Here is a 16,944-nt window from a genome sequence, read left to right on the forward strand (position 1 = left end):
ATTTTTCAAGTCAAAAGAACTTGCCGCACTTGCTGCGCGATTTTATGCCAATTAAAGTTAGTAGAGGCATATTCGTGACAGTCACTTCTAGAAGGCATTGATATTTTTTGGGTAAGTAATTCGGTTAATCGTGTAGCGATCGCCTCCTCACTTATAGAATCAGTAAGCAAGTAGGGCGCAAAGGGAGCTAAAATTTCTGGCATCCCTCCTACCGGAGTCGATAAAACTGGCGTTCCACAAGCTAAAGATTCGAGTAAAATTAATCCAAATCCTTCTAAAGATTGACTGGGAACTACTGTTAAATCAGCGGCTTGGTAAGCTATAGGTAACTGGTCATCGGGTAAAAAACCGAGGAATTTAACCTGCTCATTGAGTCCTAATGCTGTCACTTGCTGTTCTAGGGAATCCCGTAGCGGGCCTTTGCCAGCAACGGCTAGCCAAACATCAGGAATCCTTGACTTGATTTTAGCTAGAGCCGTCAGTAGGATATCGATACCCATGCGATGGACGAGGCGACGAGGGGTAAATAGGATCGTTCGATCCTGATGCCAGTTGAGTTGCTCCCGTGCCTGTTGACGAGATAGGTTAGGTTGAAATCGGCTTGTATCGACACCACCGGGAATGACGTGAATTTTGCTCCAAGGAATTTGATACTGTTGATGCAGAATTGTGCCAAAGGCTTTACTGAGAACAATGAAGCGATCGCAACGATCATAGACTCTTTGTTCCATCCATCGCTTGACAAATACACCCAGTTTTTTAGCCCCCTCCCGCTCGCTTTCTAATGCCCAAGGCCCGTGGAATGTGAAAGTAATCGGTACGTCTTCTGGCAAACTTGCCAATATAGGCAAACTATACAAAGCGAAATGCAAGTTGACCGCATCTGGTTTAGTTGCTTCTCTATGCAAAAAATTAGTGCGAGTTGACCAAAGACGCTTCCAGATCGGACTATCAACCTCAGCTAAATTAGTCAGTTTTAAACCAGAAGTTGCTGACGTTTGGGGTAGTCCAACTCCGCACAATTCAACTTGCTCTTGTCCTGCTACTAAATGATGAGTGAGTTCGTAGACGTAGCGATTGAGTCCACCAGGCATTGTGGGAAACCAACTATTACCAACGCAAACAATATAGGAAGAGGTTGCAACAGATTGATTCATGGAATTCCCCACTGAGTTCTCTTCTAGGCATTAATAAATTACAGGCTACTTTAGCAAGATTCTGCTTTTGGCTACTCTTTCGCAGGAGAGTTCTCGTTCCACGGGGAGATGCCGCCAAATCTTTCGTAGCACCCACACCCCAGCGCTGACTAAAAGAGCCGAGACTATGACTCCAACCCACATGGGTATACCCACAGCAGGCAAGACCCACCACCACACGGCTACAATCCGCAGTAGTTCTGGCATCGCTTCCTCACTTGACGCTGTTGAGGCGCTAGCTTCCCTGACTAAATCTCTGATATCAACTGCCAAAGCATCATTAACCTGCCGATAAGCAGCGCCCCAAGCATGAAACAGCGGTGCGTCGGTGAAGTTTCCCCAAAACCAGATGTTATGCTGACCATCCCCAGCAGTAACTACCTCGAAATAGTAGCGCTGATAAAACGAGACCAGAGTGGGCGCGTTGATGAGGAACCCCACTATCGTTAGGGCAATTAACCACTTCCACCACGATTTCCCAACAAGTCCTGTCAACGCCATCAGTCCTGGCAGCGCAGGCACTAGAAATCGAGGCCCCCAATCCCAACCGCAGCAGAGCCAAAAAGAGTGGAGCAGCAAGTAACCTAAAAATACTCCCACAATTACCAGTGCCTCTAAGGTTCTTGATTTTAGAGCCTGACGCAATCCGATAATTGCTAAGAGCACTGGCGGGCAGTACCAGATTAAACCTCCCCCAACGCCAGGACTGAACAGCAAACCCAAGAAGCGTTCGAGCGCTCCTGAAGTGGTGAAGTTAGATAACGGCTGCCCCGTGGTTAGTACATTACCGAATCTTATGTAGTTGTAAAAGAGGTAGAGCAGAGCTGCTACGGTGGGAGCGAGTATCGGGCCTAAGATAAGGCGAAGCGGACGCCTCTTGGCTAGAAAGTAAAGGGATAGGATAGGTCCAACTACAATCCCAGTTGGTTTAGCGATGGCTGCCAACCCAGCTAAGATGCTGGCACCAGCAAGCTCTTGCCTAGTTCGCCCTAGGGCAAGGTAGATGCTGGCAACGGTAAGAAAAGCAAGCAGGGGTTCGGCAAAGAAGGTATGACCATATACCAGCGCTATCGTACCGAAGGCAAAACTTAATGCGGCTATGTAGGCACCTTGTGACGTACTGCCCAGACGCAGAGCTAATAGGGCGACTAAAGCCGTCGTGGCGGCTGTCAGTAAGATGGATAATACTAAAGCACAGGTAGCCGCCGCAAAGTGTTCTGGTAAGTTAAACCAATGACTCAGAGCAAGACCAACGGCAACAAAAGGGGTAGCCAGGATAGGAAGTAAGGGATATCGTCTCGAATAATGCTGCCCAGTATGACCTGTTACACCTCCGTACTCTGGTGGGACAGTAAAATTTTGCTCTGTAACTAAAGACTTGGCAACAGACACCATGTCGTTTCCATCGATACCCCAGATGCCCGGTTTTAGAAAAGCTAGGTAAATTAGCCCCACTCCAATGCATAGAGCGATCGCCATCTTGAAGCTCGTGTTTTGATAACTGTCTCGGCTATCCTGAACCCGTTGCGGCTGAATCACACCCTGATCTGTCACTGATTTGTCCTCATATTTGGCGATGCTATCTAGGTCTGAGTTAAATCCCTTGATATCCACTGCCATGAAATATTACAGGAGTTTTACCCGTTCATCTTTGCTATGGTTAAGGCAAAATTGTGCTGCAGGCTTAGCTGAGGACGATGAAGCGATCGCAAACGATTATAAACTTGCGGCTCCAGCCATGGTTATCTAATGACTTTGAAAAGAAGCAAACTCTGCTCATCATTACATCTTGAGCGCTACCTGCAAAACTTCTAGATATTGTTCGATCGCTCTTTCTGCTGAAAATGCTCTAGCGCGCTGTTGCAATATTTCTGGAGCTATGGGATTACTCAGTGTGGCTTGGATCGCATTCGCTAGAGCCTCAACATCTCCTACAGGCACTAATCGACCATACTTGCCATCTTCTAAAATCTCCATAGGCCCACTCGGACAATTAGTAGACACGACTGGAGTTCCCACAGCAATTGCCTCTATCAGTACCGTAGGTAATCCTTCCCAAGCTGAAGATAAGACAAACACTGCTGCCTTAGCCATGTAGGCATAAGGATTGTCTGTAAATCCAGGGAGGGCAACCTCACTCTCTAAGTTGAGTTCGCGTACCAAAGCCTCCAATTCTGAGCGATTTTCTCCCTCACCGACGATCATCAGTCGAACGTTATGGTGCTGCCGCAATATGTTGAAAGCCCGGATCAGAGTCGGGAAATCCTTCGGTGTAGCAAGCCGTCCTACCCCCAAGATTACAGGAGGTTCTCCTGGAGCAAACCACGGGTGGTCTACTGGCTCTTGTGCCTTTTCCAATAAGTTTGGCATGACCACCGGGTTGTAAATAACTCGAATGTCTCGCAAAGGCAACTTGGTTACGCGAGCTAGATCCTCAGCTACGCCTCGTGATACCGCTACAATTCCATCTGCCTGACGGTAACACAACTGCAACAGTTGTAGCTTAAGCTTTCCAAGTACCCCAGGCTGATTACCCAATTTAACAGAAAGAGTATTATGTACGCTGACTATGACCTTTGTGGGAACTCCAGTCAGACGTTGTACCCATCCGGCTGCGTTTATATGGTCTACCGCAGAAATCAAGACTTTCGGTTGCTCTTGCCTTAGGTAACGCCGCAGGGCAAGCAATTTAGACATAAATACCAGTTTTTTCGCTCCCAGGTCTACTACTCGCACTCCCGGAGGTATTTTTGTTAGATAAGCTCCAACCGCCTTTGTAAGTACCAGGTCAACTTTTAAACCTTTCTCAGCAAAACCCTGTGCCAGGTTGAGCATTACTCGTTCGGCACCACCACCATGAAGGGAATGAACGAATAAACTTACGGAAGTATTAGTATTCTTTGTCGTCATATTGTTGAGTAATTTGAGATGCTTAGAAGTTAAGTTAAACAAGTAATTGTTGGAGCTACATAGAGTCTATTGCTATTTTGTGGTTGTGCCAGTTACACACTACCTTTATTAATCACTTCTTCGTAGACAGCAATTGTGTCTTTTATCATCCTGTCTGCTGTAAATTTCTGTCGAGCAGACTCAAGAGCCGCCCCTGACATTTGCCCCCTAAGCGCTTCATTTTCAAAAAGCTGTTTTAAGCGCAATGCTAGAGCTGCGGCATCGTCAAAGGGAAAAATAAAACCATTCAAGCCATCTTCTATCTGATCGATTGCACCTGCTGATGGGGTTCGGAGGGGAACAACACCACACAACATGGCCTCTGGAATCACCCAGCCAAAGCCTTCGCGCCGACTAGGTAGAATGAGAACATCTGATGCCCAGAGGACTTGGCGTGTATCGGTGAAGCCTAAAAAACGCACACAATCGTCAACACCAAGTTCAGTTGCCAAAGTTTGAATCTCATCTTTCCACTTTCCTCCTGTTCCTGCACAAAGCGCTGTTACCTTGATGCCTCCAGATTTAAGGATCGCCAGGGCACGGTAGAGTACATCATGTCCCTTAACTGGATCTAAGCGACCAATCAGACAGACAACCTGAGACTTAGGGGCTAGTTCAAAAGCCTCGCGTGCTTCAAGTCGCTCTTGCCCAGAAGGAGGTCGAAAGTGGTCATTGTCTACACCATGACAGATTAGCCTGATATTCTCTTTTGGCACCTTCAATGTGTGTTCGTATACGTCTTTGACCTCTGTGCTAATTGCAATAAAGCGATCGCCAAGAAATGTACCAAAATATTGATTGACAAAGGCTCCAATTTGAACACTGCGACGACTAGACACAGGCTCAATTCTAGCCGTTGAGACAAACGGGATTTTGTAGAAAAGTCGCATGGCATGAGCATAGGGACACATGGAAAGCGAATGTACATTAATCACGTCTGGCTTGAACTGTTCAACGGCTGCATTCAACTTGAGTAAGGCTTGAACAGCACCACTAGGGTTCTTCCCCTTAAAGGTGCGGAAGTTAGGAAATGGGACAAAAAAGTGTTTAATTCCATAAGATTCAAACCATTCTGGGCCACGAGTAATTTCTCCATCAGCTTGTGTCTTTTCCTCCATCGCTGAGGCGAGCGCCACTTCCCAGCCTTGCTTCATTAGTCCTTTGGCTAGTCTCACCAAGCCGACAGAAATACCTTCATCACCCCAAAGAAAACGAACAATAAATAAGACTCGTGGTTTATGTTGCATGGCATTTTTCTCAAACTCTTAAACCAATTATTCAAACGTTGGAAAGGTTCTAAGGTAAAAGTTAACTCCGGTTAGCTAGACGTTGATGCTTGTAATATTTGTTAGCAGCTATTCCTATACCGATAAATCCCCAAAGCAAGACACCGCTACCCCCACCGATCACACCATTTACGGGTAATCTGACTAGGCAACTTACAACAATTGCGCGGGCAGCGGCAGCAAAGAGATCGAAGCTCCCTTCCGAACCTTGAAATAGTCTTAGAACTAGCAGAATCATTCCGCCCATATAGAAAATGACTCCAAACCAACCGATTTGGAAGAACATTGACAAGAAACCACTATCTCCCACTCCATTTCCTAAACCATCTCCTACAAACTTGCTTAGTGCAACACCCAATAGTGAGTCATACATATCTCGTCTGACAGTCGCACTACGATCCTCCTCAATGTTGGATAAACTTTCAATGCGATTACTGATCTTTTCGGAGAATGGCTCCATTGTTGTTAAGGGAATAACGCATAACGCGATAATCGCAACGACTGCAATTAAGCGAATCTGGAGACTTTGCTTAAGGAAAGCTGCAAGAGCGATCGCTCCTGCAAACCAGCCCAGCCAGGCTGAACGTACTGTAGATAGGAAAAAAGATAAAAAGCCCGATACTGAGGCAGGTAAAAGTAAGGGGCTTTGGCAACTAAATAGCAGCAATAGCCCTCCAGCCATATAGGCTGCAAAGGGTTCACCTGAATTCATGGTGCTCCACACACGCACTTCGCCGTTCTCAGACGTTCCAGCAGAAGCCAGTCCTGAATTATCAAGCCATAACCGATCCCATTCAGGTAAAGAGACAAACTGTACGATGCCATAGATTCCCATAATCAGGACGCCCCAAAGAAAAGTGCGCTGGATGTTTTGGCGGTAGCTGGGATACTCTCGCCAATTCATGAACAAGTGGAAACCAAAGGTTACGGGAATTAACCAGGCTAAAAAGGGTTCTGCGAGGGCAACAGGTTTGCTAGTGACGAGTCCAATCAACAGACCATAAATGACACCTAAGAAAGACAGAACGAAGGGCAATCCCCCTTGTCGATGGGCAGTTGACAGATGCTTCCAAAGCGTAATCACCGTAAGCCCTGCAACTAAATAAGGTGCCAAAAGCATGGGGCTAGATTCTGTATAGCTGCTGCGAAAATCAGCTAAACGTCGGATCAGTGGTGAAAGAAACCAAAGCCACCAACTAAAACTGACATAAAGAACGGGATAACGGAAGTAGAGGAGCGCACCGACAGCCAATGCACCCATTGGACAAAGGAAGTTCAGGATTTTGCCTGCCCCTGCTACAATACCAACCGTTGTGAATAAGACTAGCCCTAGTATTGCTGCCCAAGCCTGTTTAGGTTGCAGTTGAAAGCCCGTTTGTTGAGAAATGTTGGAAACTGACGGTTGCTTACCCATTCAACTTTTCTACCCTCCGCTGCCTATTTCTTGTACGCTCCTTACTGACTCACTCAGCTTCTCAAATAAGTTCACATAGTTCTGCGCCGTTCTACTCCAGCTATGGTGTTGTGCGATCGCTATTGCCGCTTGACCCATTTGACTCCTGAGGCAAGCGTCGCTTGTTAGCATACTTAACGCCTGTACTAAAGCCTGAGTGTCATCTGGATCGGGTAAGACTATCCCAGATTCTGATGTAACTATTTCGACCGCAGCCGTTGTACTCGCCGTAATCACGGGTAAACCCGTTGCCATCGCTTCCAGCACAACTAAGCCAAACGTCTCGTAACGCGACGGAAAGACAAAGAAATCCACTCCTCGCATGACTTCTGACACATCACGTCGGTATCCCAGAAAATGCACTCGTTCTTTCAATCCTAGCTTTGCAGCTAGCTGAAGATAGGGGCTTCCTTCGGTAGTACCCACCACGGCTAGGTGTAACTGAGGAACTTGAACTAGGGCATGTAGCACTGTGTCTAAGTTCTTACGAGGTGTCTGAATGTCCCCCACAAAAAGTGCGATAGTTACACCTTCAGGTAAACCTAATCTGCTGCGGTCGGCATCACCAGGATAAAACTCTTGCAAATCAACACCATTGACGATGACCTCAATACACTCTGGCGAAACACCAATTTCTATTAAATCCTTTGCAACCTTCTGAGAAACTGCCACGACTCTTTTAGCCTGACGGAAGGCTTTTTTTTCCCAATTAGCATTCAAAGCCGTGTAAAGCCACTGATACAGACCGTACAAATCTCGGCGTTGCTGCCAAGTATGAACAGGCGATCGCAACCACGAACTGTGGACAAAATGAACCGCGTTAATATCTCCCGGAGCGCTGGTAATTGCCCCGTTCACCTTTACTAAGTCAAGCTGCCAGCGGTGTTTACGTAACCAATCAGCACTACGCCAAGAGAAAACTATATTACGAAAAAATGCCATTGGCATTCCTTTAACTGGGATATGAATCCAGCTCACCTGGTCGTTTTGTTGCAGTTCTGGGTCTACCTGAGTTGCTAATAAACTGACGTGATGACCACGACGGATAGCCTCCCAGGTAACTTCGTAATTGACTCTGCCTTGACCATCACCTTTGATGACGCGGTGTGTGACGATGCCTAGCTTCATGGGTAAACCTGCTCCTGATGACTATCAGTTATTGCAACTCGGTTCTAGCGATGCTTGCGCCGGGGCTTTACGCAAGCACTTTCTCCAAGTCTGCCAACCCTGCCATCGCCCCTGCATAGATGCCAGCCATTTTTGCACTGCCAAGACGCCTTCGCTAGGCAGAAATCGCAAGCACTGTACGAAACCGCGTTGAGTTCGCGTTCCGATTAATATTCCCCACAAGAGAAATGCAGCCCGTCGTACAGGTGGCAAGTACTCTAGCAAAGGGAGAGTTTCATTATGTACTCGATTGATCTGGACAATGCGATCAAATTTGCCTCGTTGATCTTCATCAAAGCGCTGTGCCGGATAATGATCCACTGCGATCGCTGGATCGTAAATCAGCTTCCACCCTGACCGCTTCACCGCTAGGCTAAATGCTAAGTCATTGTGTACCTGAGCTCCTGTACCCCGGAGACGCTCATCAAAGTGTAAGTTAGCAATGGCAGTCCGTCGGTAGCTCATATTTGCACCTTTGAGAAGCTCTACCTCACGGAGCTTACCTATACCTAGGTGATGGTTGCCAACTACCCGTCCAAACCACTGGACTCTGCCTACCACCTCACAAGCACCATCCAGCAAGGATGTTCCCTGGTACACCCAATCTCGTCCACCGATACCGCCGATACGGTCATCTGACAGAAAGTGAGTCTCAATACGGGCTAACCATTCAGGATGTGGTGCTGCATCATCATCGGTAATCGCAATAATATCTCCTTGTGCCGCATCAAGACCTGCATTCAGTGCCGCCACTTGTCCTGGAACAGCGATCTTCACAATCCGCACTGGTAAATGGTCAGGATTAAACACCTCCAGAAACGACCAAGTTTCAGTATCAGTATCACGAACGACTACTAATACTTCACGAGGAAATAGAGTTTGCTTTTTCAGCGCTTCTAAACAGCGTTTTAAGTCTTCCGGTCGGCGATAAGTTGGGACAATAACAGTAATGGTCATCATCGATTGCTCTGTGTACCGAATAGTAGAAGTGTTCAACGGCTAAAGCTCTTTCAGGTGAGCACCCGCTCTAATATTGAGACTTGAGGGCAGTGAACAGGTAACGATAGGCGAGTGCGGTAGCTTGAACAGCTCCCCAAACAGCACGTAAGTCTCCTTTTTTAGCGCCGCTTCCCGCAAGTTGTAGTGGGGCTAACAGTATGTAAGCTAGTGTTTTAGGAATTGAATGTTCATACTGCCAGTAAGCCTTTGTCGTTGCATACAGCCTAGAGGCATGTACAAAGCTCTTATACTGTTCCCGATTCGTTAAAGAAGGATAGTGGTTGACATACAAATTGTCTTGATAAATTATTTGGTAATCGAGAGAAGTAGCATGTCGGGCTATGTCTATTTCATCAGAGCCATAGCGTAATTGCTCATCGAACCGTGCTTGCTCGAACAAATTTCTGGGAAATAGGGTTGAGTTGATGACAATTGCTCGATACTCTTTGTCTACAGGCACCCGTTGTATTCCCCAAAAATCAGCGTTATGGGGAGCAACCTTTCGCACCTCTCCTTTCCAACGCCCTCCTCCTCCATGATTCATCTCACAGCCTGTAATGATAGTGTCTGGCTCACAAGAGTCGATTAATTCTCGTGCTACCGTAAAAAATTCTGGTGGCACCCGCACATCATCATCAATGAAGATAAGATAACTACCCGTGGCACGGCGGATGCAAGCATTACGATTGGGACCAAGTCCGCGACGCGGACCTTGTTGATATATAACGCCTGGATACTTGATTACAATTTCTTTTGTTAAAGAAGGGTCAGGACTATCATCGCTGACAATCACTTCATCTGGCTTCTGGGTACTTTGAAAGATGCTTTCCAAACAACGATTTAAGTCATCCGGTCTATTCATCGTGCAGATGCATAGACTGACCAAATTAGCAGGCTCTTTAGATATTTCTACATCAGCGTCCATTATCAAAACCTCCTTAGTTCAAGTTGTCATTGCCGTGTTTTTTTCAGTCTCATAGCTTGATTGACGAATTATTTTTTGTAGCTGTAACAAGCAAAGAAACTTTTTCCTAATCTTTTGGGTTTAACTTCCAGATTTTTGGCAGCTCGCTCCAAAGTTGATAAACGGCTTTTAACCTAGAAGTTGGTCTGAATTCCCAGGGGTTTTTCCAGGCTAGCTTGCTAAGTTTAAACGGTATTTTTTCTTCCCCAGTCTTATATTTCAGACGCTGATAGGGCAAGTGTTCTGCTAAATTTACTTCCACATTAATTCCTGATTTCTTGAGAATTTGATTTAATATTTTTACTCGCAGTTCGTGAAACTGTAAATCTCGTAGCTGCTTGTTCAAAGAATTACTCCAGTTGTTAGCGTTATGAATTCGGTATTGGGATAGAGCAAGTTCTATCCCAATTACTTCACCAAAAAATGGAGCTAGATCGGCAAGATAAGTATCAGCACATAGTCGATACTCTGTTGCGGGAATAGGCATAATTTGGGAGAGAAATCTCCGGGTAAAACTTAATCCCGTTGATGGGGGAAAGGGCCACCAGCCTCCAGTCTTTGCTACCTGACTAGCAATGTTCTTTTTAATAACTTTATAAGGCGGCCATGGTTTGCCAGTTGGTAGACCAATTTGGTTAATGTTTTGCACTCGGTGATAAATAACCGCTGCCTGAGGATAGGCAAGAGCCGCTTCAACTACTTGCTCAACTTTTTGTGGCAACCATACATCATCAGAATCTAAGAGGCAAATTATCTCTCCTTGACTGACGGCAAATCCAGCATTGAAGGCTGAGGCTTGTCCACCATTCTCTTTAAAAATAGGAATAACTTTATCTTGATAACTTGTAATTATTTGCTGCGATTTATCAGTAGAACCATCATCTACGACGATTATCTCAGTACGAGGATAGGTCTGATTTATGGCGCTATCTATCGCCTCTGGTAAGTAACAATCATAGTTATAGTTGTTAACTATAACACTAACTAAAGGTTGAGGTGAAATCATTAGCTTAAGTGGGTGATGAAGATTAGCAATAATATTTTAAAAATTTACACAGAGTTAAATAAAGTTGATGTATTTTGGTTAAAGTTTATTCTAATTAAAGCGGTATGAAACTTCGTACAGAGGTAGTGCTTAACGGCGATATGTAGAAATAACAACGGTAATGATCATCATGGGGATATCTAGAAGTTTTCACATAAAAAATATGCGGTCATCCAGTTTTTCAAGCCCTTCAGCTTTAGGTTTTTGCCTCCTGTGACCAAGAACCGCTACAGAGCTGCTCTTGATTAGTTGAGAGATACCGATCTAGTCGCTTTAACACCTGTGCGTCTACATTGACATCAAATTTACGGGCAAAGTGCTTATCGGATGTAATGAGGCTGTCAAAATCTTGAATCCCTAAAACAATCGGGGAGGTATTTGTCCAGGGGATGTAGCGCTTATTATTATTAAGAATTTTTAGTTTAATATTATTAATTAAAATAGTTTGAAAAAAAGATTCATCGGGAATAATAGTATTTTGGTAATGTTTCACAAAACCTGGATGATGTTGAACAAAATCATGGATGTATTGAATGCAGCGATAGGATAAGGTGTACCACTGAGATCCTGCATAGCACTGAAATTCTGACGTAAAAGGGGTCGAAAAACAGCGGACTCCTAAGCGAGCACCATTTCTATCAGCAATCATAGTAATTAGTGGCTGTCGCCCATTAATAATGCGACCTATCCTAAATATTAAGCTCTTGATAATTTTGGGTGAAGGCAATTTGTAGTAATGAAAAAAAAATCGCCCTACTCCAGTATTTTTATTCCACCTCAAACCATATTCTGTCGGTTCTTTTGGCGGTTCTTTAGCTGAAAAATACTCCATAAATCCGTCATACCGGGTTTTCTCAAGAAACTGCTCGATTTCAGCCAATGGTTTAATTGGATAGTCTTGACCAGAAAGAAATACTAACCAGTCAAATTCAATAGAATGAGTCATTAACCAGTTGATGCAGTTAAGCTCCATTTCTACTTGAGAAAAATCCCCCCACGTAACTGGAACATAATTTTCTATAACGCGAACATTGCTCAAGCCTTCAAAATCAGCAATGTTCAGGTAGGAACTGGAGTAATCATGATGAATTAAAATTTGAGAATCAAGACTTCCAATTTTGATTGTTTTTACCAACCTGACCACTTGTTCAGGGTTAGTATGAGAAGCAATTAAATAGAGAATTTTATTCATTTTGAGCAAATGTGTAGACTACGTTGAGGGGAGAGAGCTTTTAGTAAGCCTAACTTCAACTACTCTGAATTTCCGTTTTCCTGTTATTTGTTAGCTGCTTCAAAAATCTCAAACCTATCTCCGCATTTTTAAAACCCAGAGTTTTTTGGATGAGATTGTATCCTGCCGCTTGACTCTCACCCCGAAAATTAGGACATAGAGAAATAATTTTATTCAATACCCATAAATATTGTGAATAATCAATGTCAGCACGCGCCGCTCTAATTTTTCCAAAATAGGAATCAGCTAATGCCTGTCGATAGCTATTTGGAAGTTTATCTAACTGTGTTAGTTTAGCTTCTGCCTTTTCCATTACCAAAAAGTGATAATCTCGCCAAAGCGTTTTATTGGATGTAGAAGCTGTGACGTTACCATACCTTCTATAGATCGAGTCACAGCCAGGCTGATACACAAACTTCGCACCACTTATTGCTACTGAGAAAAAGAAATCTCTATCTGTTGCGGCTTTCAATCTTTCCATATCGTATTCTAGACTTAGCTTACTAGACCAGATTCGTGCTGCATCTGATGATATTTCCAAAGCTTCCCGCGCCGCTCTAGCAACTCTTGATAGGTTCCTTGTTCTACAATTCTTCCTTGTTCGAGTACTACTACCTTATCTGCTCGCACGATCGTAGATAAACGGTGCGCGATCGCAATTACCGTCCGTCCTACAGTCAGCTTTTCTAACGACTCTTGAATCAATCGTTCAGAGATAGAATCCAGCGCACTTGTCGCTTCATCAAGAATTAAAATCTCAGGATTGCGAAGCAAAGCGCGAGCGATCGCAATTCGCTGCCGCTGTCCCCCTGATAACCTAGTTCCCCGATCTCCCAGTAAGGTATCAAAGCCTTCAGGCATCTCTTCAATAAACTCCAGCGCATTCGCTAATCGCGCTACCTCCCGAATTGCTGCATCATCTGCCTCCTGTGTGCCGTAAGCAATATTGTTGCGAACAGAGGTGTTGAAAATAAAGGTATCCTGACTGACGATCGCCATCTGGCGGCGGACTGAATTAATCTCAAAGTCCTGCAAATCAACACCATCGATCAAAATCTTCCCACCTACTAAATCGTAAAAGCGGGGAATAAGATCAGCCAGCGTTGTTTTACCCGCACCAGAGGAACCAACCAATGCAGTTGTTTTTCCTTGTTCAATGGCTAAATTAACGTCATGTAGCACCAGATGCTCAGCATCATAACCAAAATCTACAGACACAAACTCAATAGAGCGCTGCAATCCCGAAAACGGAATTTTACCATTCTTCAAATATGGCTTATTATCCCTTTTCAGCAGTTCTCTAATATTATTTACTGAACCATGAAAGTCACCCATCCTTACTCTCGCACCATTAAATTGACGCACAATGGGCATCAAGCGAAATAAGACGAATAAAAATGTCAATAAGGCAGCGGGTTGCATCTGACCGCTGGGAATAAAAATAGTAAAAGCTAGAACTAGCATTCCCATGAGAATCGTAATCGATATCCCCTCTGAAAGCGGAACAACTAATGCGCTAGCTTTGACAATTTTTGTTACTGTATTTACGATTTGAGAACTCGCCTCATAAAAGCGTCGGCGTTCAAAATCTTGGGTTCCGAAGGCCTGAACAGTACGAATTCCATTGATAAATTCCACTGCAGTTCCAACAAACATTCCATTAGCTTTTGAACGTTCAAAACTAGCCTCTCTAACCGTAGCAATCAGCGTTGAGACTCCTACTGCTAGCAAACTAAACAGCATCAATGAAACAATGGTTAGCTGCCAAGAGAGTAACAGTAGTGAAACAACGTAGGCTAAAAGAGTAGAACCTTTGGCAATAAAAAAAGCAAGAACTTCAAAAGCTTGCTTAATTTGCTCAATTTCTGTGGTCAAGCTATTAATCAGTTCGCCAGAACGCGTCTTAGAAAAGTAACGCAAACTCAACGCTTGAAGCTGCTCAAAAAGTTGTTTTCGCAGTCCATCAACTAGCTTAATTTGAGCCGTTTTAGTATAAATTTCTCCTAGATAGGTAAACCAACAACGCAGCCAAGTTATCAGTAAAATTAAAGCAGATATCCGATATAGACGCTCGATAACAGGTGCATTTACCCCTAAGATAAAAACATCAAACCAGTTGAAACCTGTTTTAATAGGTTCAGCATCGGGGCTGGTAAAATTTTGTAGAAATGACAAAATAAAGCCGACACCAAATCCCTCAAAAACTGCCGAAAAAAGGGTAAATACTAAAGCGAGAATTGCTATTTTGCGAAAATTTTTGAATTCTCGCAAAATGAATGCGTTTTTTCGCCAAACATCGGTAGCTTTCAGGAAACTTCGGATTGGTGCGGACAATTTTAAGGGCATAGCTATTTTTAGACAGGAAGGGAGGGTTCAATAGATAGGAATAAATAAACCCTTGTTGTTGATAGTAAGTGACTTGGCAAGAGACTAAAAAATTAATTCAGTTGAAACAACGAGCGGCTGTTTTGTTCGGCATAAGCGAGATAGCGATTTGTAGAACTGCTAGCTCCGTTAGCTACAACCCCGAGCGCATTTAAGTGGCTCAGTATTGTTGTCGCCTCAGTGAGTTCCGATTGTGTGACTCGGTCAATGCGTCCAACCATCACTACTCCACTGCAAAAGGAGGCAATCTGGATAGCATCCACCATGCCGAGAATGGGAGGAGTATCCACTAATACCAGATCGTAGGTCTCTTGAAACCTTTCCATTAGCTCCTTCATTCGTTGGGAACTCAATAGTTGTACTGGGTCGGGTGGTGTTGGTCCCGCTGTTAAAACATCAATACCTGAACCGGATAAAGAGACGTGCTGGGGTTTTGCCACCGTCATATTGCTAGCCAGTAAAGTTGACAACCCTTGCTCATTAGACAGGTTGAGCTTTTGGTGTAGCGTCGGACGGCGCAGATCGGCATCGATTAGCAGTACCCGTTGGTGCAAACGGGCAGCACTGAACGCTAGCCCCAGCACTAAGATTGACTTTCCCTCACCAGGTAGCGCCGAGGTGACAACTAGCGACCTGAGTGCCGAAGCAGAATTGAGCAGTTGGATGTGCTTGTAAATTAGATCCAGGGATTCTCGGAAGGGAACCCAAGAAACCATTTGCAGGATCGAAGGAGCTATTTCTGATTTGCGAAACGGTAGGTTAATCGGCAGTCCGTTAGTTCCAGGTGCTGGCACTTCTGGAATGATTCCTAACAAGGGGAGAGCCACCTGCCGCTCCAACTGATCCGAGGTATGAACCGCATCATCTAGGGCTTCGCGCCCAAAGGCTGCGATCCCTCCCAAGAATAACCCCACTACTACAGCTAACATCAGGTCTTGCTTTGTATCGGGGCCCGTTTGCCAACCGGGTTGGGGTGCCTCTACAACTTGCCAGTTAAATCCTCCTCTGGCAAGTTCTATACCTAACTCCTGTCTTGCCTCAAGCAGTTTTTGCAGCGTATCGCGTTTAAGTTGCACCTCTGGCTGCAAGCGCTGGTACTCTGCCATCAGCATCGGAAATCGATTTAACTCTGCACGGAGTTGCTGTTGAGTTTTAGCCAGACTAGAATCACGAGCCTTTAGAGCTTCGAGAGTAGTTCGAGCCTCCACTAGCTGGCTAGAAAGCCCCAAATCTGTATTACCAAGTTGTCCCTCGCTCATTAGAGTGTCTGGAGCAAGGTCGGCTTGACTCGGCGCTCTTCCTAATGCCCTTTGGGCTTCTTCCTGCAAGAGAGATTGCTGACGCTGACGTTGTTCAATTAACTTCTGCACGCTGGGGTCAGTATCTGTAAATCTCACTCGTCGCTCTGTTAGCGCCAGTTCTGTTTTTTGAAGTTCGTTGAGCAATGTTTGGTAGCGTGACGACTGGCTCAGGCGGGAGGCGGTGAGTGCTTCTTGGGGAGAACGAGCCAGGTTCTGTTGCAAAGTAATATAGCGAGACTGGGTTTCTTGGTACTGGGCGCGGATTGCCTGTCGTTCTTGCTCAATGTTGGTTAGAGATTCAGTTACAGTTGCTGCCTGTTGCGCTGGATCGATTAGTCCCTGCTTTTGACGAAACTGCTCTAGCGATTTCTCTGCCTCAAGCACGCTCTTTTCAGCCGCAGGCACTTGATCGTTGATAAACGCCAAACCATCGTTTAAGCGCTGTTTCTGTTGAGTAAGGTTGAAATCCTGATAAACTTTTTTAATCGCTTCTAGTACTTCTTGGGCTTTTAGCGGATCGTCGCTAGTGTAATCTGCTTGAACGAGTTTAGTTTCAGTCTTACTCTTAGCACTCTCTCCCTGTAGGCGGGTTAAGGTTAATGAGTTTCTAATTTCGTCTACCCCAATCGTCGGATACTCAGGCTTAAGTAAATCCACGGCTTCTTGAAGCAGTTGGGTACTACGCATCAGGTTTAACTGAGTAGCATAGTCTACTTGAAGATTCGAGTCAGTAAATTGAGCGTCTGCTTGGCCGGCACCTGAGTTTTTTTGTTCAAAATAAGGTTCTATCAACAACTGCATAGAACTTTTATAGGTGGGTTCTTTGGTCAAAGCCATGGGGGTGGCGATCGCCAACACTCCACAAAATACACCTAGCAGCCAAAAGCGCCGACGCAGCAAGATGGCAAATAATTGCCCATATCCAAAATCAGTGTCCGTTCCCTGAGGATTACTTGGTGTCACTGCTA

General features: G+C 44.9%; 13 protein-coding genes. All 13 read right to left on the minus strand.

Translation table 11 applies throughout. The features are described 5' to 3' along the window. Positions 1 to 5: 5 nt before the first annotated feature. The 13 genes from AC5JR3_RS07845 to AC5JR3_RS07905 all read right to left on the minus strand — a co-directional run bounded on the left by AC5JR3_RS07845 (position 6) and on the right by AC5JR3_RS07905 (position 16,939). Complete coding sequence (locus AC5JR3_RS07845) at positions 6 to 1,157, minus strand: glycosyltransferase family 4 protein (protein WP_495844650.1); 1,152 nt, start codon at positions 1,155 to 1,157, stop codon at positions 6 to 8. Between the two features lie 45 nt (positions 1,158 to 1,202). Continuing rightward, complete coding sequence (locus AC5JR3_RS07850; protein WP_495844653.1) at positions 1,203 to 2,816, minus strand: putative glycosyltransferase family protein; 1,614 nt, start codon at positions 2,814 to 2,816, stop codon at positions 1,203 to 1,205. Between the two features lie 162 nt (positions 2,817 to 2,978). Then, positions 2,979 to 4,106: a glycosyltransferase gene (locus AC5JR3_RS07855; RefSeq protein ID WP_495844655.1), complete on the minus strand. Its 1,128-nt coding sequence runs from the start codon at positions 4,104 to 4,106 to the stop codon at positions 2,979 to 2,981. Positions 4,107 to 4,198: 92 nt separating this feature from the next. Beyond that, positions 4,199 to 5,392, minus strand: coding sequence for a glycosyltransferase family 4 protein (locus AC5JR3_RS07860; protein ID WP_495844657.1), 1,194 nt, complete (start codon positions 5,390 to 5,392; stop codon positions 4,199 to 4,201). A gap of 61 nt (positions 5,393 to 5,453) precedes the next feature. Next, positions 5,454 to 6,845, minus strand: coding sequence for an O-antigen ligase family protein (locus AC5JR3_RS07865; RefSeq protein ID WP_495844659.1), 1,392 nt, complete (start codon positions 6,843 to 6,845; stop codon positions 5,454 to 5,456). 9 nt (positions 6,846 to 6,854) lie between these two features. Then, complete coding sequence (locus tag AC5JR3_RS07870; protein WP_495844661.1) at positions 6,855 to 8,012, minus strand: glycosyltransferase family 4 protein; 1,158 nt, start codon at positions 8,010 to 8,012, stop codon at positions 6,855 to 6,857. A 24-nt stretch (positions 8,013 to 8,036) separates the two neighbouring features. Further along, the gene (locus tag AC5JR3_RS07875) at positions 8,037 to 9,008 is read right to left on the minus strand and encodes a glycosyltransferase family 2 protein (protein WP_495844763.1); all 972 of its coding nucleotides are present in this window, start codon (positions 9,006 to 9,008) and stop codon (positions 8,037 to 8,039) included. Between the two features lie 70 nt (positions 9,009 to 9,078). Further along, positions 9,079 to 9,975: a glycosyltransferase family 2 protein gene (locus AC5JR3_RS07880; RefSeq protein ID WP_495844662.1), complete on the minus strand. Its 897-nt coding sequence runs from the start codon at positions 9,973 to 9,975 to the stop codon at positions 9,079 to 9,081. A 106-nt stretch (positions 9,976 to 10,081) separates the two neighbouring features. After that, a complete protein-coding gene (locus AC5JR3_RS07885) occupies positions 10,082 to 11,020 on the minus strand; it encodes a glycosyltransferase family 2 protein (RefSeq protein ID WP_495844664.1) in 939 nt (312 codons plus the stop codon). A gap of 235 nt (positions 11,021 to 11,255) precedes the next feature. Next, positions 11,256 to 12,251, minus strand: coding sequence for a beta-1,6-N-acetylglucosaminyltransferase (locus AC5JR3_RS07890; protein WP_495844666.1), 996 nt, complete (start codon positions 12,249 to 12,251; stop codon positions 11,256 to 11,258). Between the two features lie 55 nt (positions 12,252 to 12,306). Continuing rightward, positions 12,307 to 12,771: a hypothetical protein gene (locus AC5JR3_RS07895; RefSeq protein ID WP_495844668.1), complete on the minus strand. Its 465-nt coding sequence runs from the start codon at positions 12,769 to 12,771 to the stop codon at positions 12,307 to 12,309. A gap of 14 nt (positions 12,772 to 12,785) precedes the next feature. Beyond that, positions 12,786 to 14,636 carry a heterocyst formation ABC transporter subunit HepA gene (gene hepA / locus AC5JR3_RS07900; protein ID WP_495844670.1) on the minus strand — a complete coding sequence of 617 codons (1,851 nt, stop codon included), beginning with the start codon at positions 14,634 to 14,636 and terminating at the stop codon, positions 12,786 to 12,788. 92 nt (positions 14,637 to 14,728) lie between these two features. Further along, on the minus strand, positions 14,729 to 16,939 hold the full coding sequence (locus AC5JR3_RS07905) for a GumC family protein (protein ID WP_495844672.1): 2,211 nt from the start codon (positions 16,937 to 16,939) through the stop codon (positions 14,729 to 14,731). Positions 16,940 to 16,944: the final 5 nt, after the last annotated feature.

The sequence above is a fragment of the Kastovskya adunca genome (assembly GCF_059505785.1).

What these genes read in the sequence shown, in the direction of transcription:
- AC5JR3_RS07895 (WP_495844668.1), bottom strand. Translation starts at nt 12,771, where the DNA reads ATGGAAAGATTGAAAGCCGCAACAGATAGAGATTTCTTTTTCTCAGTA.
- hepA (WP_495844670.1), bottom strand. Translation starts at nt 14,636, where the DNA reads ATGCCCTTAAAATTGTCCGCACCAATCCGAAGTTTCCTGAAAGCTACC.
- AC5JR3_RS07885 (WP_495844664.1), bottom strand. Translation starts at nt 11,020, where the DNA reads ATGATTTCACCTCAACCTTTAGTTAGTGTTATAGTTAACAACTATAAC.
- AC5JR3_RS07860 (WP_495844657.1), bottom strand. Translation starts at nt 5,392, where the DNA reads ATGCAACATAAACCACGAGTCTTATTTATTGTTCGTTTTCTTTGGGGT.
- AC5JR3_RS07890 (WP_495844666.1), bottom strand. Translation starts at nt 12,251, where the DNA reads ATGAATAAAATTCTCTATTTAATTGCTTCTCATACTAACCCTGAACAA.
- AC5JR3_RS07845 (WP_495844650.1), bottom strand. Translation starts at nt 1,157, where the DNA reads ATGAATCAATCTGTTGCAACCTCTTCCTATATTGTTTGCGTTGGTAAT.
- AC5JR3_RS07880 (WP_495844662.1), bottom strand. Translation starts at nt 9,975, where the DNA reads ATGGACGCTGATGTAGAAATATCTAAAGAGCCTGCTAATTTGGTCAGT.
- AC5JR3_RS07855 (WP_495844655.1), bottom strand. Translation starts at nt 4,106, where the DNA reads ATGACGACAAAGAATACTAATACTTCCGTAAGTTTATTCGTTCATTCC.
- AC5JR3_RS07870 (WP_495844661.1), bottom strand. Translation starts at nt 8,012, where the DNA reads ATGAAGCTAGGCATCGTCACACACCGCGTCATCAAAGGTGATGGTCAA.
- AC5JR3_RS07875 (WP_495844763.1), bottom strand. Translation starts at nt 9,008, where the DNA reads ATGACCATTACTGTTATTGTCCCAACTTATCGCCGACCGGAAGACTTA.
- AC5JR3_RS07865 (WP_495844659.1), bottom strand. Translation starts at nt 6,845, where the DNA reads ATGGGTAAGCAACCGTCAGTTTCCAACATTTCTCAACAAACGGGCTTT.
- AC5JR3_RS07850 (WP_495844653.1), bottom strand. Translation starts at nt 2,816, where the DNA reads ATGGCAGTGGATATCAAGGGATTTAACTCAGACCTAGATAGCATCGCC.